This window comes from Serratia silvae (assembly GCF_023282985.1).
Lineage (GTDB): Bacteria > Pseudomonadota > Gammaproteobacteria > Enterobacterales > Enterobacteriaceae > Chania > Chania silvae.
In genome coordinates, this window is the sequence record NZ_JAGQDC010000017.1 from 37,985 (window position 1) to 64,576 (window position 26,592).

Here is a 26,592-nt window from a genome sequence, read left to right on the forward strand (position 1 = left end):
CGGAGATGGGATAGAAATGGAGAAGCTCGCCACTTTAGCCGTAGTTGGAATAGTGCTGCTTGCGCCTTGGACAGCTCTACAGGCCGTGACACCTGTGGGCCCAGGTTTTACCCCTGATCGGCCTGCTTCGCTGTTCGACTGCCAAGTCCCGTTGGTCAAACTGTTAGCCAGCAGCAATCAGGCGCTGATCCGGGCGGAAAAAGTGCCTGCGGACAAGTTGGAAATCCATATTGAGCCGCGAGCTAACGGCATACAGGCTATTCAACTGTTCGATCTCCGAAAGCCAGCCTCACCTGATTCGCCAGGGGCCGGACACCTCGGTTGGGTCATGTACGATCCGCAAACCGGACAGCTACTGGATAACAGCGCCGACGAACAGCATCCGCAACCACTCACCTTTAACCCGCAGTACGGCAAGCAATATCAGCAATGTCTACAGAAAGAGCAGCGCTGCGCGGCCATTTTGGACCAGATGAAATTAGGTGCCATTATTGCCGACTCCCCTAAATATGTGGTGCGTGGTAAAGGCCGGGCTTATTTTCACGCCGCCCCCACCGAGCAGTGCGTCAACGAATCTCAATTTGTGATCCCGGATGATAAGGTGCAGGTGGCGGGTTATGCCGCACTTGAGCCTGTCGAAGGCGAGAAAAATGGTTACCTGTTAGTTGGTTATGGCAATGCCTCCGGCTGGATAAACGTTGATCGCCTGGCACCGCTCGACGAGATTTGCCACGATGCCCAGGCCAGCGCCGAATCCGCAATAAGCAAAACGGCCTCGCCTGCGACTAAGTATCTGGTGAAGAGCAAAAAACTCTATTTTTACGAATCGCCCGATAAGCTCTGCCAGGATGAAGGCGGGAAATTTGTCGTCAACGGTGATAGCGTGACCGCCAAATACGGGCAAGCTTATAAGGATTTTTTGTTCGTTAGTTATCTTCACCCCAAAACCGGCGATAAAACCACGGGCTGGGTGAAGGCCGATGGTTTGGCTGCACGATAAATTCAGGCCGAATATTGCCTTATCCACTGATTTTCCAGATGGGCGCAGCATGTGAACTGCGCCCCTACGTTTTGAGTCTGTTGGCGTTTGTCAGCAGTCTCAAACCCACCGAATGGTGGGTTAATTAGCGCTATTCATAGCTCAGTTCGCCAGCTCAAATAAATAGAGCGTGTAATCGACCTTGCTCGCCACATTACCCGGCGTAGCATGGCCGGTACTGCACAAGCTGGCAACAAATTACCCAACGGCACGTAGCCATTTTGGGTTTCGCTACCGTTAATGCTGACGGTGAGGCCCGCGCTCCGTGGGCGCTTTAAAATAATGCCACCTTATTTAATTCGCAGTGCTTGTTCTGCTTAATTAAATATTACCCACTTAATGATATAAGGGTTCCTGCTGTTACCGTTGTGCTGTCAATGGCAGGCCGCTGAGGCTCAGCGTGATTGACTATACTCACTCAACCCTATGTTCTTCAACATCATATTTTACCACCACATCGTTCTGGTATAGCCGTTCAGAATGTAACACCACCGAGTCCTGTCCTTTGGTGGAGATATCACGCCAGATTTCATTCTGCCGGTAGACACGCTGTTGCCGACGGATGAATCGGTGGGACTTTTGGTAGATATGATATTTCACCGTGCGAGGGGCCGAACACAGCAGCTCACCTTCCAACTGGTGTTCCGCAACGTTGAACACGAGCTGAAAGCTAGCCTGAGTCGGGTTATGCAGCACCAGATCGATATAGTTGTAGAAAATGGCGGCTCCTGAGCCAAAAGGCAATATCCGCCCTTCGTCCGGGAAAGGATCAAAACTGTGATTTGCCCGTTCGGCCACCACCAACGGTGAATGGATCGCCATCCAGTGGATTAAATTGCTGAGCTGGCAAATACCCCCGCCAATACCGCTGCGTGCTTCGCCAAACGACAGCTCCATCCCTTCAACAAAACCACGCGCACGAGTCGGTTTCCCCACCAGCTTACAAAACGAGAAATACTCACCTGGCTTGATAATAATTCCACTGGTTGCCGCAACCGCCAGCCGCAGATTAATCACTTTATTGTGCTGCAAGCCAATATCGCTATTGCCCAGCTTGCGGATCAGCTTCGAGGTGTGCTTGATAAAACGGTGATCCAGCCGCTGCTCCGGCGTTTTCTCACTGGCGTACCGGCGCGATGACCATTGCCACGCAAGATGACGCAAAACTCGCTTTTGCCGAACTCGCAGCCAATAAAGCAGTGGATGATAGGATGATAAAGGCCTGCGCATAGTGTTAATCCATTAGCCAGTAACTTACTGATAAAATTATAAAAAAATATTAACCGCCACGTTATGGCGTAGTGGTCAGGGAAAAGCGCCGCTCAGTATACCCGAGCACGGGGTAAATCACTCAGCCTGGTGGTATAAGCCGGTGACAGCAGTTCACGCTTCATTGACCACATCTGCTGCGTTCCCTGGCCAGCAAACCACAGCTTGGCCCGGCCCGAGTTATTGATAGAGTCCATCACCTTCATTAACTCTTCACTGCCATGCCGAGGCTGATACTCATCGAACATGTCGAGTTGTGCAACGCCCTGGCTGAAAAAATCCTGCAGCATCACGCCGCCCTTATCGAAACGATGACCGGGTTGCCAAATGGCATCCAAGCAGCGCATCGCGGCGGCAATAATATCGCGAGTATCTTGCGTTGGCGTGTTCAATTTGACGCTGGCCGAATTACCGTAATAGGCCTCGTGAGTGGCGAACGGGCTGGTTTTGATCCAGGCGCTGACGTGCCGACAATACTGCCGTTCCGCCCTCAACTTTTCTGCCGCCCGTGTGGCATATAAACAGATCGCCTGATGCATATGTTCATACTCGGTGATGCGCTCGCCAAAGCTGCGACTGCTGATAATCTGCTGCTTGATTGGTGCGAACTCTTCCAGCTCAAGACAAGGTTCGCCACACAGTTCCCGCACCGTTCGTTCAATGACCACGCTGAAGCGTTTACGTATCATGGTAGTGCTGGCATCGGCCAGTTGCAGCGCGCTTTCTATCCCCATCGCGTTCAGCTTTTTTGCTATCCGCCGCCCAATGCCCCAGACCTCTTCTACCGACACCTTATTCATCAGCTTACGCTGCCGCTCCAGGTTGGAAAGGTCGACCTCGCCGTCGGTTTGTCTCACCCATTTTTTGGCGACAAAATTTGCCAGCTTGGCCAGCGTTTTGGTTTGCGCAATCCCGATGCCCACCGTCAGCCCCGTTTCGCGCCGCACCTGATTTCTGATGTGCAACCCGAACTGCTCCAGATTATGGCAGCTTGGCAGCGAAGACAGATCGAGAAAACTTTCATCGATGGAGTAGATCTCAACGCGGGGCACCAACGCTTCCAATACCGACCCGTACCAGTGCATCCAGTGCAAGGGCCGACTGCGTTTTGCTGGCGCCGAGGCGGGCGATCACGCCACCAAAATGCTCTCTGACAGGCTGCATCGAATGGTGAAAAAACGATGGCTGCGGACACCTGCTTTGGATCAGTGTGCCTGAAAAATGGCTTTTAGATGAAAAATACAGCAAATACAGTTTTTTTATGCATTATCCTGTGACAGCCCTCACCAGATGGGGAACTCCTTCGCCTAAGTTCATGAGAGCATGTCTCTATACTGCCAAATGGTGGGAGGAAGAGAGATTTTCACCGTGAATGATATGGCTATGATCGGTAAGGAAAGAAAGTTGGCCTCTCTTTCCAATACCCATCATCGGCTAAGATAGGGGCCGCTGACATGGAACCAATTGATTTATTGGGTAACTATCGTTGAAATAACTACCCAGGGCTGGCCAGGAGCTAATCAAATACCCCATTGATAACAGAGGCAACAATAGCCGTGCTTAAGGCCACCAGGACTAAATCATCCCCGACGATGCGCCACTCATAGCCAGGATAAGATGGCAGTTGACCCAGCATTGAAGCGGGCACCATTTTCTTGGCGATCCCCGGTGGCAATGGCTTGCCCCGTGCCAGGTTCTTGGCAATACCAGGAGGTAAAGATTGATACCCGGTTAATCCATAGTTTACCGCCAGGGGCCGCACGCGGTCATAATTGATATTCACGGTAATCAGATCGTCATAATCGCCTTTGGTTTTTTTGCCTTTGTCTGCATAGCTTTTACCTGAATTACCATTCCCATGATTGTCCCCATGGTTAGCGGAATTACCATGCCCACCTCCGTTACCGTTACCACCTCCGTTGCCATTGCCATTCCCTGGATTAGCCATAACGGAGGCTGAGGATGTGAACACGATCAACGCGAGTGTGAGGGCCGACCAGCGATGCTTGAGCATTTTAAATAACCTCAAATAATGGGATACCAGATCAATCTAGCTCTCATCTAACTACCAGGCAATATGGATTCATCTTATAATTGGTTTTGGGCTAAGTTGATTCATGCGTTGCAGGGCTAACCAGGTGGGCTTTATGAAAATTATTGCAGGTACCCTTTTCGTCATCCTGTTGGCCGGGTGTACTTCGGTCAGTGTTTCTGGCTCTGGCGGTAGTTCGGGCCGTTCAACAGCCACGATTGGCATCGGTTCTGGCGTCCGCCTTTGATTGATGCAAACACCCGCGCAGGTCTGCTGGCTGGCGCAAAGACATTAACTCAGGTTTTTTCGTCGAGATCGATAATCTTGTACTCTCCACTGATCACGGGTTTGCATAAAATTTTATAGCCGTCGCTATCAAAACCCGGCGCAGCAATCATTAACTCCCTCGCTTCATCCAGGCTATCTACTGCACCCAGCCATAACCAGTGGTGAATAATAGGGTATTGCGCCATATCAGCCCCCTGCTCTCGCAAGGCTATCGGGCCACGCCACGGCCAGCACACCATTCGGCTTTGCTCGAGCGCTGAGGCCAAGCGCTGCCGATGATCGGCCAGGCTTTCTTTACCACAGCAGGCTCCGGCACAACGCTTCAGTGCAGAACGAAAACAAGAGCGGCCTTTGCTTAATGGCTCAAGCCCCAACAACCCATAACACAACTGATACTGATCGGCGATAGACTGCAGCGCTTGTAGTGCCGCGCGCCGGTTGGCGAAAAGGCCAAACAGCCCAGCGTGCCGAGCAAAATCGACCTCTTTGGCATACACCACCGTGGGTTTGTCACCGCTGAGTTGCAATGCACAGAGCTGCCTGTTGCGACGTAGACGTTTATTGAATAGCGGTTGTTGCTGTTTAATCAGTTGCGCTTCCAGTAACAACACCCCTATTTCACCCGCCGTTCTGATAAAGGTGATACGCCTGGCCTGGCGCAGCATGGCCGCCTCATCTGGGGTACGCAAATGCGCAAGCACCCGGCTGCGAATGTTGACGCTTTTACCGATGTAGAGCGACATGGTTTCACACTCGCCATGGAACTGGTACACCCCAGCTAACGCGGGTAAACCTTCCAGCCATTGGCGTAGGTGCTCCGGGTATTGGTAGATAGCTTCCGCTTCAAACTCAAGCCTTGGTGTGGCAAAACGTCTGGTCAATGACAAACTCCACACTGATTTTTTATACAGCATAGCGGGTTGAGTGGGGGTTTGAAGGCGTTTATGGTCAAACTATTCCTCTCACCTTGTGGAGGCGTTCATGACACATACGATCTGTTCGGGGAAAGGATTGGAGTGAAGGGGGAATAGTTTCGCGCAGAGTATTAAATAAGCATTAGTTATCAGTTAAATAAAAAAAGACCGAATACGATTCCTATATTCGGTCTAGGGAAATGGCTCTTGGGAGAGAGCCGTGCGCTAAAAGTTGGCATTTATGCAAGGTTTGTTCAACCATGCTTTCTAAGAATAGTCCAAGGTCTCAGTTTTGCCAGCCCAGCGCACACAAGTGATAGTTACAAACAGAAATTAATTACGTGCATCTCGTCACCACCCGTAAACTTTTGCATAAGTAACGAGGAGTTAGCTGATTAGTCAGCACACAATTTTTCTGCTCTTTCGCGGAAAGGCTGCACGCTCATTTTCTGACCGGGGTGGTTGGCGTCATCCAGCAGGATCACATCCAGCGATTGAGCACGCTGCTGCCCCGCTTTCACCTGTTCTTCCGCCGCTTCATTGAGCGGATACTGCATCAGGGTGCTGTTATTGAGCACGAACAAGGCGGCCCCTTTGCGACATTGCAGCGTGACTTCCTCTTTGGTGAACGCCCACTGTTTGCCGTACTCCAGCTTAGTGACGTTAACCAGCTTATCTGCCGCCAGCGCGCCCGTCGCCGTTACCAACAGCGCAATACCAAGAATTACAGATTTCATGTTTTTGGCCTTAAGTTGCGATTTAAATCGATTTTCTCGCAGTTTGGGGGCATCCGGCAAGGCGCAATGTCATACCGGAGCATAGGTTGCAAATAAACTCACCAACAGCAGCACCGCTGCGCCCAACGCCACCTCAAGCCAGCAGGCGATCACCAACCCGCGTTGTGCCAGAGTGGGGGTGGTGCGCATCGCGGGGACGATAACGTAACGGTTGGCCAATGCCACCATCACCATCAGTGCCACCAGTCCGACTTTTACTAACAGCAAACGCTGATAAGCGGATCCGAGATCGACTGGCCAGCGGCCAAGGATAATCAGGCTGTTGATTATGCCCGTGACGATCACCAGCACCACGGCAACATGGCCCCAGCGGGAGAAACGGATCAAGGTGGCGATCGCATCGCTACGCCACTGCGGCTGTGGCAAGTAACGCAGGCAAAGCAACAACGGTAATAGGCTGCCGAACCAGTAGCCTGCCGCTAACAGGTGCAAGGCGTGGTTAACTCGGTGTGCAATTCCCAATAGGCCCGCATGCATCGCCGCATGGCCGATAAACGCCATGTTGATCAGTAGCAGTGCCGAGCACAGCGCCAACGCTTGTCCCCGCTTTGCCGCAGGCAACAGCAAGGCTAACAAGGCCAGCAGGGAAAACCCCAGATGCCAGCGCCAGGCCTCACCAAAGGTGGTACCCAACACCGCCCACCAAATGCTCAATTGCCAAGTATCCGCCCAACCATCACCCATCAATCCGGCCTGAATGGCCAGCATCAGCAAGGCGGTTAATGCGGAGATCCAGGTCGAGGCGAGCAGTAACGGGCGCAAATCGCGGGTGATTATCGGGGAGAGGCGCAGTGGCGACAGGACGGCGGTGAACAGGCTGACACCAAACATCAGCATCACCGCCGTAAAGTGCACAAAGCGACACAGCACAAACAGGGTCGCCAGAGTCATGGCTTAGTTAACGGTAAAGCTGTACTGGCCTTTGGTTTTATGACCGTCAACGGAAACCACGTGCCAGCTAACCTGGTATTTCCCTGCCGCCAGTTCACTTTCAATCGGTACGTTAACCTGGGTGTTGTTGCTTGGATCCAGATCCAGCTTGCCGGTTTTAACCACGGCGTTATCTGGGCCGGTCACTTTGACACCGCTGAAGTTAGGCTCAATGCCTTCGGAGAAATTCAGCGTCAGCACTTTTGGCGCAGAGCTGACGGTGGCGTCTGCCGCCGGAGTCTGTACTTTCAGGTGGGCATGCGCCAACGCCTGCTGAGAAGACAAGCCGACAAACAGTACAAAAATGGTGGAAAGCAGGCGATAAGATGAACGAATTTTAGCGATCACGGAGAAGTCCTTTATCAATTATGTAGGTGATAAGGGCCAAGACCGGTTACGCGGAGCGATGTTTCCGCAGCCTCAACCCACCACTGTGATTGCGCCACGGGTAAACAGCAGAAGGAGTGGGTAACTCACTGTTATAACTCTCTACCTCCCGGTAGCGTATCGCGTTAAATCATAACGACGGTGAATCGGCAAGTCGAGCACATCACTGATATTTTGCGATCTGGCAGCACGTATCGCTATAGCCGCACGATAAACACAGGGCAAAAAAAACCGCGTACGGTGAAAGTACGCGGTTTTCAGATTGATGACAAAAGCGGGTTATCAGGCCTGGCCGTTACCGCTTACTGCCTCAGCACCCATTCTCTTCAGATCTTTATCAATGAAGAACAGTGCCTTGCCGCTGCTGCCTACCAGCGCCAACTTGTCCAGCACGGATTTGAACAGCTTCTCTTCTTCGTGCTGCTCGGCAACGTACCATTGCAGGAAGTTGAAGGTTGAGTAGTCTTGTGTGGTCATTGCCACGTGCGCCAGTTCATTGATTTGACGAGTGATCAGTTGCTCATGCTCGTAAGTCTGCTGGAAAACGTCCGCCAGTGATTCAAACTCTACCGGCGGTGCAGAAATGCTGCCGATCAGTGGCAAAGCCCCGGTATCACTGAGGTAGTCGAACAGACGCTGCATGTGCTGCATCTCTTCGCGTGAATGTTCTTTAAGGAATGCGGCAGCCCCTTCGAAGCCTTTATCACTGCACCAAGCGCTCATTTGCAAATACAAATTGGCGGAATAGAATTCCAGATTCAGTTGCTCATTCAGTTTCGTGGTCATTGCTTGCGTTAGCATGAGGATCCCTATTATTTTTTCAGGTCATAAACTTAATTGACCGCATTATGCCTTGATTAACACAAAATAAAAACACTTGATTTACATTCATTTATTTAAATGATAATTAACCATTAAAATCAACAAATTAAAAAACAACTAAGTTTAACAATAAATTATTATGATAAGCATTTTCATCTTTATATTTACAGTAAGACGAATCATTCTTATTTAACAAAATAAACCAATGACATTACGATTAAACATTATATCACCCTGTTTTTTGTAATGACTCTACGCCCAGAATCTGAACATGATAGGGATAGGTGCTTGCCAAGCGCTACACGGTAGATTACCTTCTGCGCTGAGTTGCCGTTACACAATAGAAGGAAAATATCATGGGCTACAATCTGGCAGAACTTTCCAAAGACGAGATGGACAAGGTGAACATTGATCTGGCCGCGTCTGGAGTGGCATTCAAGGAACGCTACAATATGCCGGTGATCCCTGAGATGGTGGAACGTGAGCAGCCAAAGCATCTGCAGGACTACTTCCGCGAGCGTGTGATGCACTATCGCGTCGAATCACACAAATTCTCTCGCCTGCCTTACGAACCTAAAATGAAGTAATGGCCCCGCGCCCTAACCCTCTCCCACAGGGCTGTCTCTTGATCAGATCTCCTGATCAAGAGACTTCGCCAGTTTGTACCCTTCGACGATGTCCTGAAGCTTGAACCATGCCTCCCTATGGAAGAGGGTTGAGTGAGGGGCCAGCAAAACGGTCGGTAGCCAGCATCAGCTGGTGCAAAATACCCGGTTCATCCGTTGAGTGCCCTGCCCCTTCGACAATATGCAGTTCAGCCTCTGGCCAGGCTTTGGCCAGATCCCAAGCGTTTTGTACCTGGCAGGCCATATCGTAACGGCCATGGACGATCACCGCCGGAATATGGCGGATCAACGGAATGTTGCTCAGCAGTTGGTCATCGCTGTCGAGAAAGCCCTGATGGCTGAAGTAGTGGTTCTCAATGCGGGCAAAGGCCAGCGCGAAATCGTCTTCGCCAAAGGAGGCGGAAGCACCGCTTGGCAACAGCGTTACCGTTTCCCCTTCCCACACGCTCCACAGTTTGGCAGCCTCAAGCTGCACTTGCAGATCCGGTGACGTCAGGCGTTGACGGTAGGCAGCAATCACGTCCTTGCGTTCTTCCTCTGAAAGGATAGACAGCACCCGCTCCCATTTATCTGGGAAGAAGCGGGAAGCGCCGTCTTGATAATACCAACTCAGTTCCTGCTTGCGCAGCGTGAAGATCCCCCGCAGCACCATCTCACTGACACGTTGCGGATGCGTCTGTGCATAGGCCAGCGCCAGCGTGGAACCCCAGGAGCCACCAAAGACCAGCCACTGATCCACTCCGGCCATGACACGCAGTCTTTCAAGATCGTCAACCAGGTGCCAGGTGGTGTTATTGTCCAGGCTGGCATGAGGTTTGGAACGGCCACAGCCGCGTTGATCGAACAGCAATACCTTATAGCGCTGCGGGTCGAACAACTGGCGATGGTAAGGTGCGCTACCACCGCCAGGTCCACCGTGGATAAATACAGCGGGCTTACCGTTTGGATTGCCGCTCAGCTCCCAGTAGATCCGGTGCCCATCTCCAGTATCCAGCCAACCGCTATCATAGGCAGCTAATGGCGGGTACAAACCTCGTAATTGTTCCATGGCGCGACGTCTCTCTGTGAGTGATGCCCTCATCAAAGCCGAAGCCGCTCATCAGGTCAACGGTAAAACGCTAAAACCCCTACCTATACCAACATGTTAGTGTGCGTTTGCTCAAAATGAAGTCGACTTGCTTTTGCGCATATGAGGTTCGCGCATTTCTTGTGCGGTTTTGGCTTCAATACTCAGCTCCGCCGTGGGGCGTAATAACAGGCGTGGCAGGCCGATAGGCTCACCCGTTTCAAGGCAATAGCCGAAATCGCCGTTTTCCAGACGCACCAGGGCGGCGGCCATCTTGGGCAGCAGGCGGGTTTCCCGATCCAATTGACGGAACAGCAGGCGCAGATCTTCTTCGCGCGCGGCTTTATCCGCTTCGTCACCGCTAATGTCACCGCTGTCGATATCACGTTTCAACACGTCGATGTGCTGCCAGAGTTTTTGTTGCTCGTCCAATAGGCGTTGGCGGAAAAACACCCGCTGCTCCGTATTCATGTAATCAGATTCTGGCATTGCCAGCAGTTGTTGCTCGCTCAATAATGTCATGACTGTCATGGCACACTCCGTGTACATAGGTTTGTTACATTATTACATTTTTACCCTGTGAAAAGTTAATTATAAATAATCATTGGATAAACAAAGCGTTGACGTTTCCATACCCTTTGCTGCTTGCATATGGGGGTCGCTAGGGGGTTAATGGTTTGGCAAGCCACCCAACCATAGGTTAACCAAGAGGCCATCATGAGTAAGGGAATGGACAGCAAGAAAAATGCGAAGAAGAAGCCGTTGAAAACCCCAGCCGAAAAAAAGGCGGATAAGCGCGCCAAGAAAGGACAGGCGTCTTCATCTGGTGAGTAAATCAGGTTCTGACCGTAGTTAAACCCGCCGAGGCGGGTTTTTTGTTGCCCGCGAAAAGGCAGGTTGGCATCGCAGCCCCATCTCGTTAAGCTAGGGAATAGACTTTAGCTGGGGACATCATGATGTTACGTGTAATCGATACCGAAACCTGTGGGCTAGACGGGGGCGTAGTGGAGATCGCTTCCGTTGACGTGATCGACGGGCATATCACCAATCCGATGAGCGACCTGATCAGCCCAGACCGGCCTATCGGCCTCGATGCCATGGCCATTCACCACATCACCGAGCAGATGGTTGAGGGTAAACCGCGTATCGCCGTCGCCATTGGTCGCTACCAGGGCAGCCAATATTATGTCGCGCATAACGCCGCCTTTGATCGGGCCATGCTGCCGGAAATGAACGGTGCCTGGATTTGTACCGTCAAGCTGGCACGTACGCTGTATCCAGACATTAAATATGGTAATCAATACCTGCGCTATGCGCTGAATCTGGATGTGCAACTGCCGCAGGACACCACACTTTATCCACACCGCGCACTGTACGACTGCTACGTCACCGCCGCACTGCTGCAACGCATTGTGCAGGACTCCGGTTGGACGCCCGAACAGATGCTGGAAATCACCGAACAGCCAGTATTGTTGAAAAAATTCAAGTTCGGCAAATACCGGGGGCAATCCATTGAGCAGGTGGCGCTGGACGATCCTGGCTATCTACGTTGGATGCTGAAATCCATAGACGATCTCAGCCCGGATATGAAACACACGCTGAAATACTATCTGCTGGGTTAATCAAGCGGGCAGTCGCCTGCCCGCAAAGATTGATGACTAAGTCCAGACGGACGCCCCTTACTCCGCCAGCGCCAGAATAAACGCATATTCCAGCGCGATATCTTCGTAAGCCTTAAAGCGCCCAGACTTGCCGCCGTGGCCGGCATCCATATCGGTATACAGCAGCAGTTGGCGATCGTCAGTTTTCAACTCACGCAGTTTCGCTACCCACTTGGCCGGCTCCCAATATTGCACCTGCGAATCGTGCAGCCCGGTGGTGACCAGCATATGCGGATAATCCTGCGCTTTCACCTGGTCGTATGGGCTGTACTGCAAGATGTAATCGTAATACGCCTTGTCGTTTGGGTTGCCCCACTCGTCATATTCACCAGTGGTTAGCGGGATGGACTCATCCAGCATGGTAGTTACCACGTCCACAAACGGCACCTGAGCCACTACGCCGTTGAACAGCTCAGGAGCCTGGTTGACGACCGCGCCCATCAGCAAACCACCGGCACTGCCGCCCATGGCGAACACTCGGTCAGCATCACCATAGCCCTGCTCTACCAGTGACTTGGTGACGTCAATAAAATCGTTAAAGGTATTTTGTTTGTTGAATAGCTTGCCGTCTTCATACCAGAGTTGCCCTAGCTCGGCACCACCGCGAATATGCGCCAGCGCGAAGACAAAACCGCGATCCAGCAGGCTGAGGCGGCTGGCACTGAATGCCGGATCCATGCTGCTGCCATAGGAGCCGTAAGCATACACCATCAGCGGATTCGCCCCATGCGCAAAGCGGTCGGCACGGTAAACCAAAGATACCGGCACCTCGACACCGTCACAGGCTTTCACCCACACGCGCTCGCTACGATAATCTTCCGCCGTGAAGTTTTTCACTTCCTGCTGCTTGAGCAACTCCCTCTCGCCGGTGTCCAAGTTCAGCTCATACAGCGTAGTTGGTGTGGTCATGGAAGAATAGCCGTAACGCAGCAGTTCGGTTTCCGAGTCCGGATTATAGGCCAGCCAGGTGACATAGGTCGGGTCGCCAAAAGCGATGCTCTTATCTTCACCGCTCTGCCAGTGGATTTGACGCAGCTGGGTCAGCCCGGCGATGCGCTCCTCCACCACCAGCCAGTCACGGAACAGGCTGAACCCTTCGAGCATGACATCAGTGCGCGGAGCAATCAGTTCCTGCCATTGATTTTCGTCAGCCTGCTCGCTCTGGTACAGGCCAAAGTTCTTACCGTTTCTGTTAGAGCGAATGTAGAAATGTTCACGGTAGTGGTCGATGGCATATTCGTGATCTTTACGGCGCGGCGCAAACATCTGAGGCTTACTGTCTGCACTGTCCGCATCCAGCAACAGGATCTCCGAGGTGGTGGTACTGCTGAGATGGATCAGGATAAAGCGCTCAGAGGTGGTTTTTTCCAGGCTGACATAGAAAGTGTCATCCTGTTCCTCGTAGATCAGCACGTCCTGCTGCGGATCGCTGCCCACCACGTGGCGATAGATCTGATATGGCAGCAATGTCTTGGCATGTTTACGCACGTAGTAGACGGTGGCGGAGTCATTCGCCCACTCGAAGTTGCCAGAGGTGTTTTCCAACACCTCATCGGCCCAGCTATCGTCGTGTAGATCCTTGAAACGGATATCGTATTGGCGGCGCGACAGGAAGTCCTCGGCGACGGCCAGGCGCTGGTTGTCCGGGCTGACGTCCAACCCGCCCAGCGTATAGAATTCGTGCCCTTCCGCACGCTGGTTGCCATCGAGCAAGGTGTCCCAAAGCTCGGTAGCCGCTGCGGGTTGGCGCACATACAGCGCATATTCATTACCCGGTTCATAGCGAGTCTGATAGCGGAAACCACGCCTAACGTAAGGCACGGAATGTTCCTGCTGTGGGATGCGCGCGACCATCTCTTGGTACAGGGTTTCACGCAGCGCCTGTTGCGGTTTTAGCTGAGCGTCGGTGTAGGCATTTTCAGCCCGCAAATAGTCCAATACCTGGGGATCGGTACGTTCGTCATCGCGCAGCCAGTAGTAGTCATCCACACGCGTGTCGCCATGGATGGTGATTGGGTAAGGACGTTTTTCTGCCTTGGGAGGTGTCATCATTGATAAATCATCCGCTTACTTTGATTAAGGCAAGAGTGACACGAATTTCACCAGCTTAACAAGCCGCGTAGCTATTTTTCAATGGGGTGTCAGAGCAGATAAGATGGCGGATTTCCCCTAGTCCTCTTCCAAAGGAAGGGGACGGAGCGCGCCACAGTTTGACATTCGTTCAAATCCACAACATCGCGCCAGTTCCCACAAAAGTGGCTGGGGCGATGCAGAGGATTAAGTAGCGTACAGGGACTAACGTTTGGTAAACGCGATGACAAACAGTTCATCCAGCCCAGGGTAGATATCCTGGATCACCTGCTTGAGTTCGCTGAGGGTCATATTCTCCTGCTGCGCATGTTCATGCGTCAGCTCATCCAGGCGCACCGGCGTTACCGACTTTACCTCGATATAACAGAAAAATACGCCGTCTTCGTTGCGGCTGACGCGCAGCACCTCATTCGGCTGGAAGTGAGCTTCGCTGGCATCCCGAATGGTGATGGTTTTGCGCCCGGCCAGAATATCTTGCTCAAAACGGCTGAAGAAGGTTATCTCACGGGACATGCTGGATCCTTGGTTATGGTCATGTTGCTGTACCACTGCTTAAGCGGCCTGCTGCTCTTCTGACGCAGCGCCTTCTTCCGGGGCAGCGACAGGTTTCTCACCTTTGGTTTTGGCTGGCTTTTTGGCGACTTCTTGCGGGGCACTACCACGCAGGATCTGCGCCAGCACATCTTTGTGTTCCGCCAGGAAGAAGCTCAACCCTTCACGCTGTTCTTCTTCCAGCGTGACTGGCGCTTGCTGCAACCATTCCCCGAGGCTATCGGCCAGATCCAACATTTTGTCGTAGGCATCGGCTTCTTTCTTATTTGCGAAAGTCATTTTTTCCTCACCGTTTCTCACTACTACATATTTCACTTCAACAGCCATGAGCATCTTCCTCAAAGGTTATAATACTGTGTTTTTATACAGTATAGAGTGATTTCAGGCAGGGCTGCAAGCGCCCTGCCGTTTATTATTTCAACAGCCGCACTTTGCAGCTCTTGCCTTTGATCTTACCTTGCTGAAGCTGTTGCAGTGCCTTACGGGCGCTGGCTTTACGGATAGCCACATAGGCATGCACCGGGAACATGTCGATCTTGCCGACTTCTGCCGCCGTTAGCCCGGCGTCACCGGTCAACGCCCCAAGAATATCGCCAGGGCGGATTTTCGCCTTGCGGCCACCATCGATGCACAGGGTGACCATTTCCGCTTCCAGTGGCGTGTTAGGCGCCCCGCTCAACTCAGACACGGGTGACCATTTTGCGCGCATGGACAGATACTCTTCGAGAGCATGAACACGCACCATTTCCTGTGGCGTACACAGGCTGATCGCCAACCCGCTCAGACCGGCACGACCAGTACGGCCAATACGGTGGACGTGAACCTCAGGGTCAAACGACAGTTCGTAGTTGACCACCAACTCCAATTCTTTGATATCCAGACCACGCGCGGCCACGTCGGTCGCCACCAGAACACGGCAACTACGGTTGGCAAAGCGAACCAGCACTTGATCCCGATCGCGTTGTTCAAGATCACCATGCAGCGCCATGCAACTGATATCGCGAGCCTCTAATGCTTCATACACGCTCTGACAATCACGCTTGGTATTACAGAACACCACGCAGGACGCAGGTTGATAATGACGGATGGCGCTCACCAGTACCGCAGGGCGTTGATCGCGAGTGGTTTCATAGAAGCGCTGTTCGATAGTGGCTTGCTCATCGCCATCTTCAACTTCCACATTCAGTGGCTGGCGTTGCACACGGGCGCTAATGCGCTCAATGCCCGCCGGATAGGTGGCAGAAAATAGCAGGGTCTGGCGCTGCTGCGGCGTATAGCTGATCACATCATCGATATCATCGGCAAAGCCCATGTCCAACATGCGGTCGGCCTCATCCAGCACCAGCACGGTCATCTCGTCCAGCACCAACGTTTTTTTGCGCAGGTGCTCCTGCACACGGCCCGGCGTGCCCACCACAATGTGCGGCGCATGCACCAGGGAGTCGAGTTGTGGCCCCACGGGCTGACCACCGCACAAAGTGAGTATCTTGATGTTCTGGGTGAAACGGGCCAGGCGACGCAGCTCTTTGCTCACCTGATCGGCCAGCTCACGCGTCGGGCACAGAATAAGCGCCTGGGTTGCCACTTTGGCAACGTTGATTTTATCCAGCAGGCCGATGCCAAATGCCGCCGTTTTACCGCTACCGGTTTTCGCTTTGGCACGTACGTCCTGCCCGTTCAGGATGGCAGGCAGCGCTGCGGCCTGTACCGGCGTCATTTCGGCATACCCCAGTTCGTTGAGGTTGGCCAACTGTTCAGCTGGCAGCGGCAGGGAAGAAAAAGAAACTGTGCTCACGGCAATAACTCTTATATAGCAAGTGGAAAGGCGGCGCTGCGCTTGGCTGGCACCGGATCAGGCGCAGATGATAACAGAGTTGGTGGGGTTTCCGGATTTCGGCGTTAAAAAAAGCGGTTAATAGGCACCGCTGGTCGTACGCAATCGTTTTCGTATATACTGCGCGCTCAGTGTCAGACCCGCGAATTCATTCAGATCCAGGTATCAGACTATGTTAACTATTGGAACCGCCCTGCGCCCTGCCGCCACCCGCGTTATGCTGCTCGGCTCAGGCGAGCTGGGCAAAGAAGTGGCCATCGAATGCCAGCGTTTAGGTTTGGAAGTGATTGCCGTCGACCGTTACGCCGATGCCCCGGCCATGCATGTGGCGCACCGCAGTCACGTCATCAACATGCTGGATGGTGCGGCGCTAAAAGCGTTGATCGAACAGGAACGTCCTGATTTTATCGTGCCGGAAATAGAAGCTATCGCCACCAGCATGCTGGTTGAGTTGGAGCAACAGGGCCATCATGTCGTCCCCTGTGCCGAAGCTACACGTCTGACCATGAACCGCGAAGGTATTCGCCGTCTGGCCGCTGAGGCGTTGGAGCTGCCAACCTCCAGCTACCGCTTTGCCGATAACGAGCAAAGCTTCCGCCGAGCGGTGGCCGAAATTGGTTACCCGTGCATCGTCAAGCCGGTGATGAGCTCATCCGGCAAAGGGCAAAGTCTGATCCGTGAAGAGCAGCAACTTGGTGCAGCCTGGGATTACGCACAGCTTGGTGGCCGCGCAGGCGGAGGCCGGGTCATTGTTGAAGGGCTGGTCAAATTTGATTTCGAGATCACTCTGCTGACCATCAACGCCGTCGATGGCGTACATTTCTGTGAGCCTATCGGCCACCGTCAGGAAGATGGGGATTACCGCGAGTCCTGGCAGCCGCAGCGGATGTCAGAGCTGGCATTAAGCCGTGCTCAGGCGATCGCCGCAAAGGTGGTTAACGCACTGGGGGGATTTGGCCTGTTCGGCGTTGAGCTGTTCGTCTGCGGTGATGAGGTGATTTTCAGCGAGGTTTCTCCACGCCCGCATGACACCGGCATGGTCACGCTGATTTCGCAGGATCTGTCAGAGTTTGCGCTGCACGTGCGCGCTTTCCTTGGGCTGCCGATTAACGCGATACGCCAGTTCGGGCCCGCCGCCTCTGCGGTGATCCTGCCAGAGCTAAGCAGCGACAACGTGCGTTTCAGCGGGTTGGAGACGGCACTAAGTGGTTATAATCAGGTGCGGTTATTCGGTAAACCGAACATCGAGGGCAAACGCCGAATGGGCGTTGCACTGGCCGTTGCGTCAGAAGTAGAGCAAGCGGTAGAACTGGCCAAACAGGCCGCTGCTGCGGTGACGGTGCAAGGATAAACCGGTTGGGGGTTCGGCATACATACCGACCCCCACTAACATCAGTAGTTTTCGTCGTGTTCGCTATCTTCGTCCAGATACTCGGTCGGTTCTTCCTGCTGCTGTTCTTGTTCTTCTTCATCGTCGAACATCACGCTAACCTGATCGCCCTGATGTTTTTCGCGGATTTCCTGTGCCACAGTCGCAATGGCTTCTCCGCTGCTCATGCCCTGCCCCATCAGCAGATGGATACGTTCAGCAGCTTCCTGCTGTTCTTGGTGACTCAGTGACGGCATACCTGCAAGCATGTATTTCTCCCCGGTAAAATAGGCGTGAATTATACGCGCTAACGACGTGGATCCCTATACCTGTTATTCACTGGCCCGCAAGGGGGATGCATTCTCACTGCGCCACTGTTTTAAGCGATGCAGCCACAACATCACATGCCATGTCTGCTTGATCCCCCGCATATTGTCGATCATCATCCGCTGAATGCCGCGCCGGTAGAAATCTTCAGCGATCTGTTGTTGCGCCTGCAGTTCGGGCTCACGGCGAATACTATGGCAAATCCCTAGCGCCTCACGCGCGATTTGCCAGTGGAAGGCCGCACAAATCGAGATCTTGCTGCTGTAACGCTGATTCAGTGCCACCAGCATCTCGACGATCTTCATATAGTGGCGCTGATACTCGACGTTCGCCTGCCCGGTACGCCGACGGTTGCTGATCGAGCGGTCGTGTACCCGCTGACGATATAGCGGTTTGCTCAGGTATTTAACTCGCTGAGCATTGAACATCACCTCGGTGGTCCATGGGATATCCTGGTGGTGTAAACCAGGTTCGAAATAGAGCTGGTGCTGCTTGATAAAATCCAGGCGATACACGGCTAACCACACCACATGAATAAAGCGTCTTGATTTCAACGCCTTTTCCAACCACTGCGCGCCAGAAATAACCGTCGTATCTTTCAGACGCATAGCCGGAATAATGGGTTTCAAATCACCATTGCTTACAAAATAGCGCTCACCGTTACATTGCATCACGTCTAATTGATGTTCTTCGGCTAATGCAAGCAGCGTTGAGTACATTTTCGGATCCAATAAATCATCGGCATCGGGGAAAGCGACATATTTGCCACGAGCCACAGCCAGCCCGGCATTGCGGGCATTGGAAACCCCTGAATTGGGTTGATCGATGACCTTGATATGCGGATGCTGTGCGGCGTAGCGGTGCGCGATCTCTCCTGAACCATCGGTGGAACCATCGTTAACGATGATCACCTCCAACTGTTGCTCATGTTGCGCCAGCAATGAATTCAAGAAAGGGACAAATAGCTCCCCAACGTTATGCAAAGGGACAATAACGCTTAATTTTAATGACATTGCTGCCCTCACCTGTAGGGTAAATTAGAATAATTTTCGGGTACAACAAGATGCATTTATTATTTTACTTATTGATATATTCACCATGGTAGTTTATTTCGGCGGATATATAATGGCATTTTTAACATTTTATATTATGTTAGAAGTTGCAAAAAATGCTCAGTTTACCCTTGGTTTACTTTTCATCCGGCTAATCTGTAAGCAGCACCTTACGGCGTAATGTGGCAGAATGGCTGCCAACACCGCTGTTTACGTGAGTCAGGTTGATTGAACCCCATGAGTGTCACCGCCCCAAACCTTAAATCGTTACCCTATACGCGCGAAGCCATGTTTACGCTGTTCGCTCCATTGGCACACCTTCCCTGGGCCATGCTGCTGCATTCAGGCTTTGCCGAGCACCCGCATAACCGGTTTGACATTCTGGTGGCAGAACCGCGCACCACGCTGACGACTCGTGGTGCCAGTACCGAGATCCAGCAAGGTGAGACTCGCAGTAACTCACCAGAGGATCCCTTCCTGCTGTTGCAGCAACAGCTTGATGCCCTCGACCTGCATCCGCCACTGAACGGCGATCTGCCCTTTCAAGGAGGAGCGCTGGGTCTATTTGGCTATGATTTGGGGCGACGTATCGAAGCGTTGCCGCAGTTGGCACAGGCCGATACCAAACTGCCGGATATGGCGGTGGGCATTTATGACTGGGCACTGATCGCCGATCATCATCAGCAAAAACTGACCCTGCTGAGCTATGGAGATGTAGAACAGCGCTGGCAATGGCTTGACCAACAGCGGGCAGTGCCACAGCCCGCCTTTGCCCTGTCCGGCAACTGGCAGGCCAACATGACGCGCCAACAATATGGCGAGAAATTCCGGCAGATCCAGGGTTATCTGCGCAGTGGCGATTGCTATCAGATCAATTTGGCTCAGCGTTTTTCCGCCCCTTATCAAGGGGACGAATGGCAGGCATTCAAGCAGTTAAGCGCCAGCAACCGTGCACCGTTCTCCGCTTTCCTGCGCCTGCCAGCCAACGCAGTGTTGAGCGTTTCACCAGAGCGTTTCCTGTGGTTGGCCGATCGGCAGATCCAGACCAGGCCCATCAAAGGCACACTACCCCGCCTTGCCGATGCCACGCTCGATGCCGAACAGGCGAAAAAGTTGGCCAACTCACCGAAGGATCGGGCCGAAAATCTGATGATTGTCGATCTGCTGCGTAATGACATCGGCCGTGTGGCGGAGCCTGGCAGCGTCAAGGTGCCGGAACTGTTCGTGGTTGAGCCGTTCCCGGCGGTGCATCATCTGGTCAGTACCATTATCGCCACCCTGCCTTCCAACCGCTCTGCCACCGAGCTGTTACGCGCCTGTTTTCCCGGCGGATCGATTACCGGTGCTCCCAAAGTGCGGGCAATGGAAATCATCGAGGAGCTGGAACCACAACGCCGTAACGCCTATTGTGGCAGCATTGGCTATCTCAGCGTGTGCGGTACGATGGACACCAATATCACCATCCGCACCCTGATTGCCGAAAACGGGCGCATCAGTTGCTCTGCCGGAGGTGGCATTGTTGCAGATAGTCAGGAACAGGCAGAGTATCAGGAAACCTTTGATAAGGTAGGCCGCATCTTGCCACAGCTGGGGGAGTTTACCGTTTCGTGAACCATCAGGATTATCCGGCCTCATTGGCCGATTTTATCAGCCGCTTTCAGCTGAAACTGCCGCAGGCGATGCAGATCTCCCGAAACGCGCGCCCGGCCGCCGTGCTTATCCCGATCGTTTGTCGGCCAGAACCGACCTTGCTGCTCACCCGCCGCGCCGACTCGTTGCGTAAACATGCCGGTCAAGTGGCCTTCCCCGGCGGTAAAACCGATGCTGAAGACGGTTCCCCCATTATTACCGCACTGCGTGAAGCGCAGGAAGAAGTGGCAATCCCGCCACAGCGGGTGCATATCCTCGGCCAATTGGCGCCGCTCGACAGCAGCACCGGTTTTCAGGTGACACCGGTGGTGGGCCTGATCCCGGCAGACGTGGCGTTTCATGCCAACGAAGATGAGGTCGCCGAGGTGTTCGAAATCCCACTGCATGAAGCGTTGCGGCTATCGCGCTATTATCCGCTGGATATTCATCGTGATGGTCACACACATCGAGTCTATCTATCCTGGTATCAGAGCCAGTTCGTCTGGGGGCTAACGGCCGCCATTATTCGTCGTCTGGCACAGCAAGTGAGCATTTGAATCTGGCGTGTTTTGTGATTTCCGTCACATTAAAGCCGGGATTACCTGTCGTTTTGAGTATAAAGCGATCGCTATCACTCCAGCAGCCTGTTTTATCAACTACCGTTGCTGCTATCGATGTTTTAAAAAAACTGTAAACTCTCTCTTCAACCTTACGAAATACCTGTAAAATAGCCATAACCGGAATAAACCACTAATATTATAAGGATTACCCCGGTCGCGTTTATTAAGACGTTAACAGTGAAACCACGGATTATTTTATTTCATGCGAAAAGGGCCGCAAAACCCGTACGGCCCTTTTACACTATCGCAGTTCTCTGCGCGGTTTCTAACCGTAGCAGCCATAACAATATGCCTCTTTAAGGAGTTTTAGCGTGATTAGCGTTTTCGACATGTTTAAGATCGGCATCGGCCCGTCCAGCTCTCATACGGTTGGACCGATGAAAGCCGGCAAACAGTTTGTCGACGATCTGGTAAACGAAGGCTTGATGCCTTCCGTCACGCGTGTTGCCGTCGATGTTTACGGCTCACTCTCATTGACCGGTAAAGGTCACCATACCGATATCGCCATCATTCTCGGCCTGGCGGGCAATATGCCTGATACCGTCGATATCGATGGCATTCCAGGCTTTATTCGCGATGTTGAGCAACGCCAACGCCTGATGCTGGCCAGCGGCCTGCACGAGGTCGATTTCCCCCGCGACGGCGGCATGGTATTCCGTAGCGACAATATGCCGCTGCACGAAAATGCCATGCAGATCCATGCCTTCGCGGGTGACAAGCAGGTTTACAGCAAGACCTATTACTCCATAGGTGGCGGATTTATCGTTGATGAGGAACATTTCGGCAAAGCCGAAAGTAACGAAGTCTCGGTTCCCTATCCATTCAACTCCGCAAGCGAGATGTTGGCCCACTGCCACACCACCGGTCTTTCCCTTTCCGGGATGGTCATGCAAAACGAACTGGCGTTGCACAACAAGCAGGAGATCGAAGCCTACTTCGGCAACGTTTGGCAAACCATGCGCGCCTGTATCGATCGCGGTCTGAACACCGAAGGCGTGTTGCCTGGCCCACTGCGGGTTCCGCGCCGCGCCTCCGCCTTGCGCCGCTTGCTGGTTTCCTCAGACAAACTGTCCAGCGACCCGATGAACGTGATCGATTGGGTCAACATGTTTGCACTGGCGGTGAATGAAGAGAACGCCGCTGGTGGCCGAGTAGTGACCGCCCCGACCAACGGAGCCTGCGGGATCGTCCCTGCGGTGCTGGCTTACTACGATCATTTCATCGAGTCTGTCAGCCCGGAAACCTATGTTCGCTACTTTATGGCGTCCGGTGCCATTGGCACGCTGTATAAAATGAACGCCTCGATCTCAGGTGCCGAAGTAGGTTGCCAGGGCGAAGTCGGTGTGGCCTGTTCGATGGCCGCTGCAGGCCTGGCCGAGCTGCTTGGCGGTAGCCCTGAACAGGTTTGCATCGCCGCCGAAATTGGCATGGAACATAACCTGGGCTTGACCTGCGATCCCGTTGCAGGCCAGGTGCAGGTTCCTTGCATTGAGCGCAATGCCATTGCCTCGGTGAAAGCGATCAACTCAGCGCGTATGGCACTGCGCCGCACCAGCGAGCCGCGCGTATCCCTGGATAAGGTGATCGAAACCATGTACGAAACCGGTAAAGACATGAACGCCAAGTATCGTGAGACTTCCCGTGGCGGTTTGGCGATCAAGGTTCAGTGTGACTGATTAAGTCTGCCCCCTCGTCGTCACCGGCGGGGGGAAACGGCCGACAAAACCTGAACTGGCTACGCTACACGTAAAAGCGTTACATGCTGCGCCCGCTTAGATAATAAATAGATTAGCCAGGGGCAAACATCTTCACCCCCGAAAAACTCAGCAATATTGCTAATCTTACCGCCTCACCCATCCGCCGGTTAAACCCCAAAGTTTCCCTCTGATCGCGCCAACCGAAATAATTTGTTGAGTTACCATCAATTTTACATGCGAACAGGCTAGAATTAGCCAAGCATTGTATTACAGAATTTTCGCCTGGAAATGACATCAGGCCGCTAGACTGAACAAGGACTTACCAGATGTTGATGACCCAACTTGCCGCATCGAAATACCGCTATTACCGTTGGCTCCTCGCCGGCGCGGTTGGGTTGGCTATTTTATTGATTTCGCTATACACCCGCTACTATCAGGAAGTCCGCAATACCGAGCAGAACCAACGAATCCTGGCCAGCCGGGTGACCACCAAACTCAATACCTTACTGCTGCCCGCAGAGCAACAGGCGATCCGCACCATGTCGCTGGTTGGGCAACCCTGTGATTCGGTGATACCGACGTTACGCTTTCGTGCCGCACAGAATCAGGCGCTGCGCTCGTTGCTGCTGGTCAAGGACGGCACGATTTATTGCTCCAGCCTGTTTGGCCAGCGCCGCTATGTATTTACCGCCATTTTCCCGACCATGACCAAAAGCGGCATGCAGTTGGCTCTGCGCCCTGCCATCTTGGTCGCAAAAGGAACGCCGACGCTGGTGCTGTGGACTCCGTTGCCCGATCAAAGTAGCAGCGGAGTGCTGCACGTTTTCAATATCGATCTGTTGTCAAATTTCCTGCTGGAACCACAAGAGCCTTATGCTCACCGGGTAGCGCTGAACGTGGGTGCCTACAGACTTGAATATGGTCAACAGGAAATTACCCTGAACGATGCCAAAGCCGAAGACCTTCAATACACCGCCAAATCCGCCAAGTATCCTTTTTCCATCTCACTGTTTGGCCCCAACGCCCGCACTTTGGCGCTGGCCGCGTTACCCCGCCATATTCCTCTGGCACTGATGCTGAGCCTGCTGGCGGCCTACGTGGTCTATCTGATCACCGCCAACCGCATGAGCCTGTCTTACCATATTGGCCACGCCATTGCGCATCGCGAATTCCGCGTCTACTGCCAGCCCATTATCGACAGCGATAATGGGCGCTGTGTCGGCGTTGAAACCTTGATGCGCTGGAGGAATAAGCGACAAGGCTGGATTTCGCCAGACGTGTTCATCCCACTGGCCGAACAGCACGCCCTGATCATTCCCCTCACGCGTTATCTGATGACCACGGTGGTAGAAAACCTCAACCTGTTCCCCCCTCGCCCCTCTTTCTATATCAGCATCAACGTCGCAGCAGAGCATTTCAATACCGTCAGCATTATTGATGACATCCGCAGGATCTGGCTGCCCGCCCATCCGATGCCGTCACTGATGCTGGAGCTTACCGAGCGTACCGCCCTGTCAGAAATTCAGTATGAACAGATTAAAACGCTCAAAGAGATGGGCATCATGCTGGCGATAGACGACTTTGGCACCGGCCACAGCTCACTCAGTTACCTGAAAAAGCTCAGCCCGGACGTATTGAAGATCGATCATGGCTTTACCGCCGCCATTGGCACCGATGCGGTCAATGCCACGGTGACCGACACCATCATTACGTTGGCGCAGCGCCTGAAATTAAAACTGGTGGCCGAGGGGGTTGAAACAGAGGAGCAGGCAGAGTATCTACGCTCGCAGGGTGTCAATGCCTTACAGGGATATTATTTTGCCAAGCCGATGCCCATCAACGTATTCCCACTGTGGCTGCAACAGTATGAAACCCGCCAACGTGTGCTGCATCAACAGAAAAAAAACTGAGAGAATGGCTCTAATCACCGTCCCCCCTAACCCTCTCCCATAGGGCTGTCTCTTGATCAGATCTCCTGATCAAGAGACAGCTCCCTGTGGGAGGGGAAGACCACTTACTCGTTTTGTTCGTGCAGCGATTTCACCTTGGTGATACTGACCAGCTCAATGCGATAATCCGAGATCTCAAGGATTTCAAAGCGTAGGTCATGGAGTTCGACCACATCTCCCACCGTTGGCATCTGGCCGGAGTGAGAAAGCAGGAAGCCTGCCAGAGAGGCATAATCCTCGGTGGGGCTAACCAGATCGTCGCAATCCAACGCCTGCTCCAACGAGTGGAGATCCGCCCCGCCTTTCACCAGCCAGTGGTCGCCATCCTCGATAATATCCGGCGTTTCATCTTCGTCCGGGAACTCACCGGCAATCGCTTCCAGCACGTCTAACGGCGTGACCAGCCCCTGCACCACGCCAAACTCATTGGTCACCATCACCAGGCGGCCCTTGGCCCGACGCAATACCGCCAGCAGCTTGATCACGTCCATGGTTTCCGGCACGACGATCGGTGGTGTACGCGCGGCAAACTCGGCGATATCCACGCCCTGATCCAGCGCGACTAACAGATCCTTGGCACGCACCACGCCGATAAACTCGTCCAGCTCATAGCGACAAACCGGGAACAGGCTATGCGGGGTATCCAGCAGCTGTTCACGCACTTCGTCGCGGGAGCGTTCGCAATCTACCCACGAAATCTCGGTGCGCGGCGTCATTACACTGCGCAAGGTACGAGAAGCCAACGTCAGCACGCCGCTGATCATATAGCGTTCCTCCTGCGCAAAGGTTTCCTTCACCTCACGCAGGTTGTTTTCATCCATCTGCTGCTGGGTACGCTGTTGCCCCATCAGGCGCATGATCGCTTCAGCCGTGCGCTCACGCATCGGGCGACGAGACTCGTGCTTGATGAAGTTGCGCCGTGCAATCTGGTTAAACATCTCGATCAGGATCGAGAAGCCAATCGCCGCATACAGATAGCCTTTTGGAATGTGCACGCCAAGGCCTTCGGCAATCAGGCTCAGGCCGATCATCAGCAGGAAGCTCAAACAGAGCACCACGATGGTCGGATGGGCGTTCACGAAGTTGGTCAAAGGTTTCGAGGCCAGCAACATCACCGCCATCGCAATCACTACCGCTGCCATCATGACCGGTAGATCGTTGACCATCCCCACCGCCGTGATCACCGCGTCGAGCGAGAACACCGCATCAAGGATGACAATCTGCACCACCACCGCCCAGAATTTGGCGTAGCCACGGTTGGCGCCTTCCTGGTGGGTACTGCCCTCCAGCCGTTCATGCAACTCCATAGTGGCTTTGAACAACAGGAATACCCCACCAAACAGCAGGATCAAATCGCGGCCAGAGAAAGCGAACTCCCCCACGCTGAACAGCGGTTTGGTCAGTGTCACCATCCACGAAATCACCGACAGCAACCCAAGACGCATCACCAAAGCTAATGAAAGACCGATAATGCGCGCTTTATCACGCTGCTTGGGCGGAAGTTTGTCGGCCAGAATGGCGATAAATACCAGGTTGTCGATACCCAGCACGATTTCCAAGACCACCAAGGTCAATAACCCGGCCCAAATCGAGGGGTCCATTAATATTTCCATATCAGACTCCAGAAGAAAGACAGGTTGG

General features: G+C 53.2%; 24 protein-coding genes and 2 pseudogenes. 9 read left to right on the plus strand and 17 right to left on the minus strand.

The window, feature by feature from the left end:
• The first annotated feature begins 16 nt into the window (after positions 1 to 16).
• Positions 17 to 1,000 (plus strand): hypothetical protein, encoded by a 984-nt coding sequence (locus tag KAJ71_RS18420; protein ID WP_248947027.1) that lies wholly within the window; start codon positions 17 to 19, stop codon positions 998 to 1,000.
• Positions 1,001 to 1,453: 453 nt separating this feature from the next.
• Here KAJ71_RS18420 and KAJ71_RS18425 read toward each other — a convergent pair whose 3' ends face one another.
• A complete protein-coding gene (locus KAJ71_RS18425; protein ID WP_248947028.1) occupies positions 1,454 to 2,203 on the minus strand; it encodes a VanW family protein in 750 nt (249 codons plus the stop codon).
• Positions 2,204 to 2,361: 158 nt separating this feature from the next.
• A pseudogene (gene umuC / locus KAJ71_RS18430) lies at positions 2,362 to 3,378 on the minus strand (translesion error-prone DNA polymerase V subunit UmuC); the annotation flags it as partial.
• On the opposite strand from umuC, the pseudogene KAJ71_RS23730 reads away from it, so the two are divergent.
• A pseudogene (locus KAJ71_RS23730) lies at positions 3,374 to 3,526 on the plus strand (IS91 family transposase); the annotation flags it as partial. The pseudogenes umuC and KAJ71_RS23730 sit on opposite strands and share 5 nt — an antisense overlap.
• Before the next feature lie 298 nt (positions 3,527 to 3,824).
• On the opposite strand, the gene KAJ71_RS18435 reads toward KAJ71_RS23730, so the two are convergent.
• The 6 genes from KAJ71_RS18435 to ftnA form a co-directional block, all read right to left on the minus strand.
• Positions 3,825 to 4,322: an anti-virulence regulator CigR family protein gene (locus KAJ71_RS18435; protein WP_248947029.1), complete on the minus strand. Its 498-nt coding sequence runs from the start codon at positions 4,320 to 4,322 to the stop codon at positions 3,825 to 3,827.
• A 314-nt stretch (positions 4,323 to 4,636) separates the two neighbouring features.
• On the minus strand, positions 4,637 to 5,509 hold the full coding sequence (gene cho, locus KAJ71_RS18440) for an excinuclease Cho (protein ID WP_248947030.1): 873 nt from the start codon (positions 5,507 to 5,509) through the stop codon (positions 4,637 to 4,639).
• Positions 5,510 to 5,937: 428 nt separating this feature from the next.
• Positions 5,938 to 6,279: a YebY family protein gene (locus KAJ71_RS18445; protein ID WP_248947031.1), complete on the minus strand. Its 342-nt coding sequence runs from the start codon at positions 6,277 to 6,279 to the stop codon at positions 5,938 to 5,940.
• A 69-nt stretch (positions 6,280 to 6,348) separates the two neighbouring features.
• Positions 6,349 to 7,230, minus strand: coding sequence for a copper homeostasis membrane protein CopD (copD, locus tag KAJ71_RS18450; protein ID WP_248947032.1), 882 nt, complete (start codon positions 7,228 to 7,230; stop codon positions 6,349 to 6,351).
• Between the two features lie 3 nt (positions 7,231 to 7,233).
• A complete protein-coding gene (gene yobA, locus KAJ71_RS18455; RefSeq protein ID WP_021181056.1) occupies positions 7,234 to 7,617 on the minus strand; it encodes a CopC domain-containing protein YobA in 384 nt (127 codons plus the stop codon).
• 321 nt (positions 7,618 to 7,938) lie between these two features.
• On the minus strand, positions 7,939 to 8,457 hold the full coding sequence (ftnA, locus tag KAJ71_RS18460) for a non-heme ferritin (RefSeq protein WP_024485864.1): 519 nt from the start codon (positions 8,455 to 8,457) through the stop codon (positions 7,939 to 7,941).
• Between the two features lie 377 nt (positions 8,458 to 8,834).
• Between ftnA and KAJ71_RS18465 the strand changes: the two genes are divergently transcribed.
• Positions 8,835 to 9,065, plus strand: coding sequence for a DNA polymerase III subunit theta (locus KAJ71_RS18465; protein ID WP_248947033.1), 231 nt, complete (start codon positions 8,835 to 8,837; stop codon positions 9,063 to 9,065).
• 115 nt (positions 9,066 to 9,180) lie between these two features.
• Here KAJ71_RS18465 and pip read toward each other — a convergent pair whose 3' ends face one another.
• Together pip and KAJ71_RS18475 are read right to left on the minus strand one after the other, a co-directional pair.
• Positions 9,181 to 10,152 (minus strand): prolyl aminopeptidase, encoded by a 972-nt coding sequence (pip, locus tag KAJ71_RS18470; RefSeq protein ID WP_248947034.1) that lies wholly within the window; start codon positions 10,150 to 10,152, stop codon positions 9,181 to 9,183.
• 111 nt (positions 10,153 to 10,263) lie between these two features.
• Positions 10,264 to 10,701, minus strand: coding sequence for a TraR/DksA C4-type zinc finger protein (locus KAJ71_RS18475; RefSeq protein ID WP_248947035.1), 438 nt, complete (start codon positions 10,699 to 10,701; stop codon positions 10,264 to 10,266).
• 422 nt (positions 10,702 to 11,123) lie between these two features.
• Between KAJ71_RS18475 and exoX the strand changes: the two genes are divergently transcribed.
• Positions 11,124 to 11,792 carry an exodeoxyribonuclease X gene (gene exoX / locus KAJ71_RS18480; protein ID WP_248947036.1) on the plus strand — a complete coding sequence of 223 codons (669 nt, stop codon included), beginning with the start codon at positions 11,124 to 11,126 and terminating at the stop codon, positions 11,790 to 11,792.
• Between the two features lie 57 nt (positions 11,793 to 11,849).
• Here the strand turns inward: exoX and KAJ71_RS18485 are convergent, their stop codons facing one another.
• The 4 genes from KAJ71_RS18485 to dbpA form a co-directional block, all read right to left on the minus strand.
• Entirely contained in the window at positions 11,850 to 13,883 is a 2,034-nt protein-coding gene (locus KAJ71_RS18485) for a S9 family peptidase (protein ID WP_248947037.1), read from the minus strand.
• 243 nt (positions 13,884 to 14,126) lie between these two features.
• Positions 14,127 to 14,435: a N(4)-acetylcytidine aminohydrolase gene (gene yqfB, locus KAJ71_RS18490; protein ID WP_024530217.1), complete on the minus strand. Its 309-nt coding sequence runs from the start codon at positions 14,433 to 14,435 to the stop codon at positions 14,127 to 14,129.
• Between the two features lie 39 nt (positions 14,436 to 14,474).
• Positions 14,475 to 14,801 carry a YebG family protein gene (locus tag KAJ71_RS18495; RefSeq protein ID WP_248947038.1) on the minus strand — a complete coding sequence of 109 codons (327 nt, stop codon included), beginning with the start codon at positions 14,799 to 14,801 and terminating at the stop codon, positions 14,475 to 14,477.
• An 85-nt stretch (positions 14,802 to 14,886) separates the two neighbouring features.
• A complete protein-coding gene (gene dbpA / locus KAJ71_RS18500; protein WP_248947039.1) occupies positions 14,887 to 16,269 on the minus strand; it encodes an ATP-dependent RNA helicase DbpA in 1,383 nt (460 codons plus the stop codon).
• A gap of 211 nt (positions 16,270 to 16,480) precedes the next feature.
• On the opposite strand from dbpA, the gene purT reads away from it, so the two are divergent.
• Positions 16,481 to 17,659, plus strand: coding sequence for a formate-dependent phosphoribosylglycinamide formyltransferase (gene purT, locus KAJ71_RS18505; protein WP_248947040.1), 1,179 nt, complete (start codon positions 16,481 to 16,483; stop codon positions 17,657 to 17,659).
• Between the two features lie 41 nt (positions 17,660 to 17,700).
• Here the strand turns inward: purT and KAJ71_RS18510 are convergent, their stop codons facing one another.
• Together KAJ71_RS18510 and KAJ71_RS18515 are read right to left on the minus strand one after the other, a co-directional pair.
• Positions 17,701 to 17,946 carry a YoaH family protein gene (locus KAJ71_RS18510; protein WP_248947041.1) on the minus strand — a complete coding sequence of 82 codons (246 nt, stop codon included), beginning with the start codon at positions 17,944 to 17,946 and terminating at the stop codon, positions 17,701 to 17,703.
• A 63-nt stretch (positions 17,947 to 18,009) separates the two neighbouring features.
• A complete protein-coding gene (locus KAJ71_RS18515) occupies positions 18,010 to 19,017 on the minus strand; it encodes a glycosyltransferase (protein ID WP_248947042.1) in 1,008 nt (335 codons plus the stop codon).
• Between the two features lie 276 nt (positions 19,018 to 19,293).
• Between KAJ71_RS18515 and pabB the strand changes: the two genes are divergently transcribed.
• The 4 genes from pabB to KAJ71_RS18535 all read left to right on the plus strand — a co-directional run bounded on the left by pabB (position 19,294) and on the right by KAJ71_RS18535 (position 24,912).
• Positions 19,294 to 20,667, plus strand: a complete 1,374-nt coding sequence (gene pabB / locus KAJ71_RS18520; protein WP_248947043.1) for an aminodeoxychorismate synthase component 1 — start codon at positions 19,294 to 19,296, stop codon at positions 20,665 to 20,667.
• On the plus strand, positions 20,664 to 21,242 hold the full coding sequence (locus KAJ71_RS18525) for a CoA pyrophosphatase (RefSeq protein ID WP_248947044.1): 579 nt from the start codon (positions 20,664 to 20,666) through the stop codon (positions 21,240 to 21,242). The genes pabB and KAJ71_RS18525 overlap by 4 nt, the downstream gene beginning before the upstream one ends.
• A 374-nt stretch (positions 21,243 to 21,616) precedes the next feature.
• Complete coding sequence (gene sdaA / locus KAJ71_RS18530; RefSeq protein ID WP_248947045.1) at positions 21,617 to 22,981, plus strand: L-serine ammonia-lyase; 1,365 nt, start codon at positions 21,617 to 21,619, stop codon at positions 22,979 to 22,981.
• Positions 22,982 to 23,328: 347 nt separating this feature from the next.
• Positions 23,329 to 24,912, plus strand: coding sequence for an EAL domain-containing protein (locus tag KAJ71_RS18535; RefSeq protein WP_248947046.1), 1,584 nt, complete (start codon positions 23,329 to 23,331; stop codon positions 24,910 to 24,912).
• 104 nt (positions 24,913 to 25,016) lie between these two features.
• Here KAJ71_RS18535 and KAJ71_RS18540 read toward each other — a convergent pair whose 3' ends face one another.
• Entirely contained in the window at positions 25,017 to 26,564 is a 1,548-nt protein-coding gene (locus KAJ71_RS18540; RefSeq protein WP_248947047.1) for a TerC family protein, read from the minus strand.
• Positions 26,565 to 26,592 lie beyond the last annotated feature (28 nt).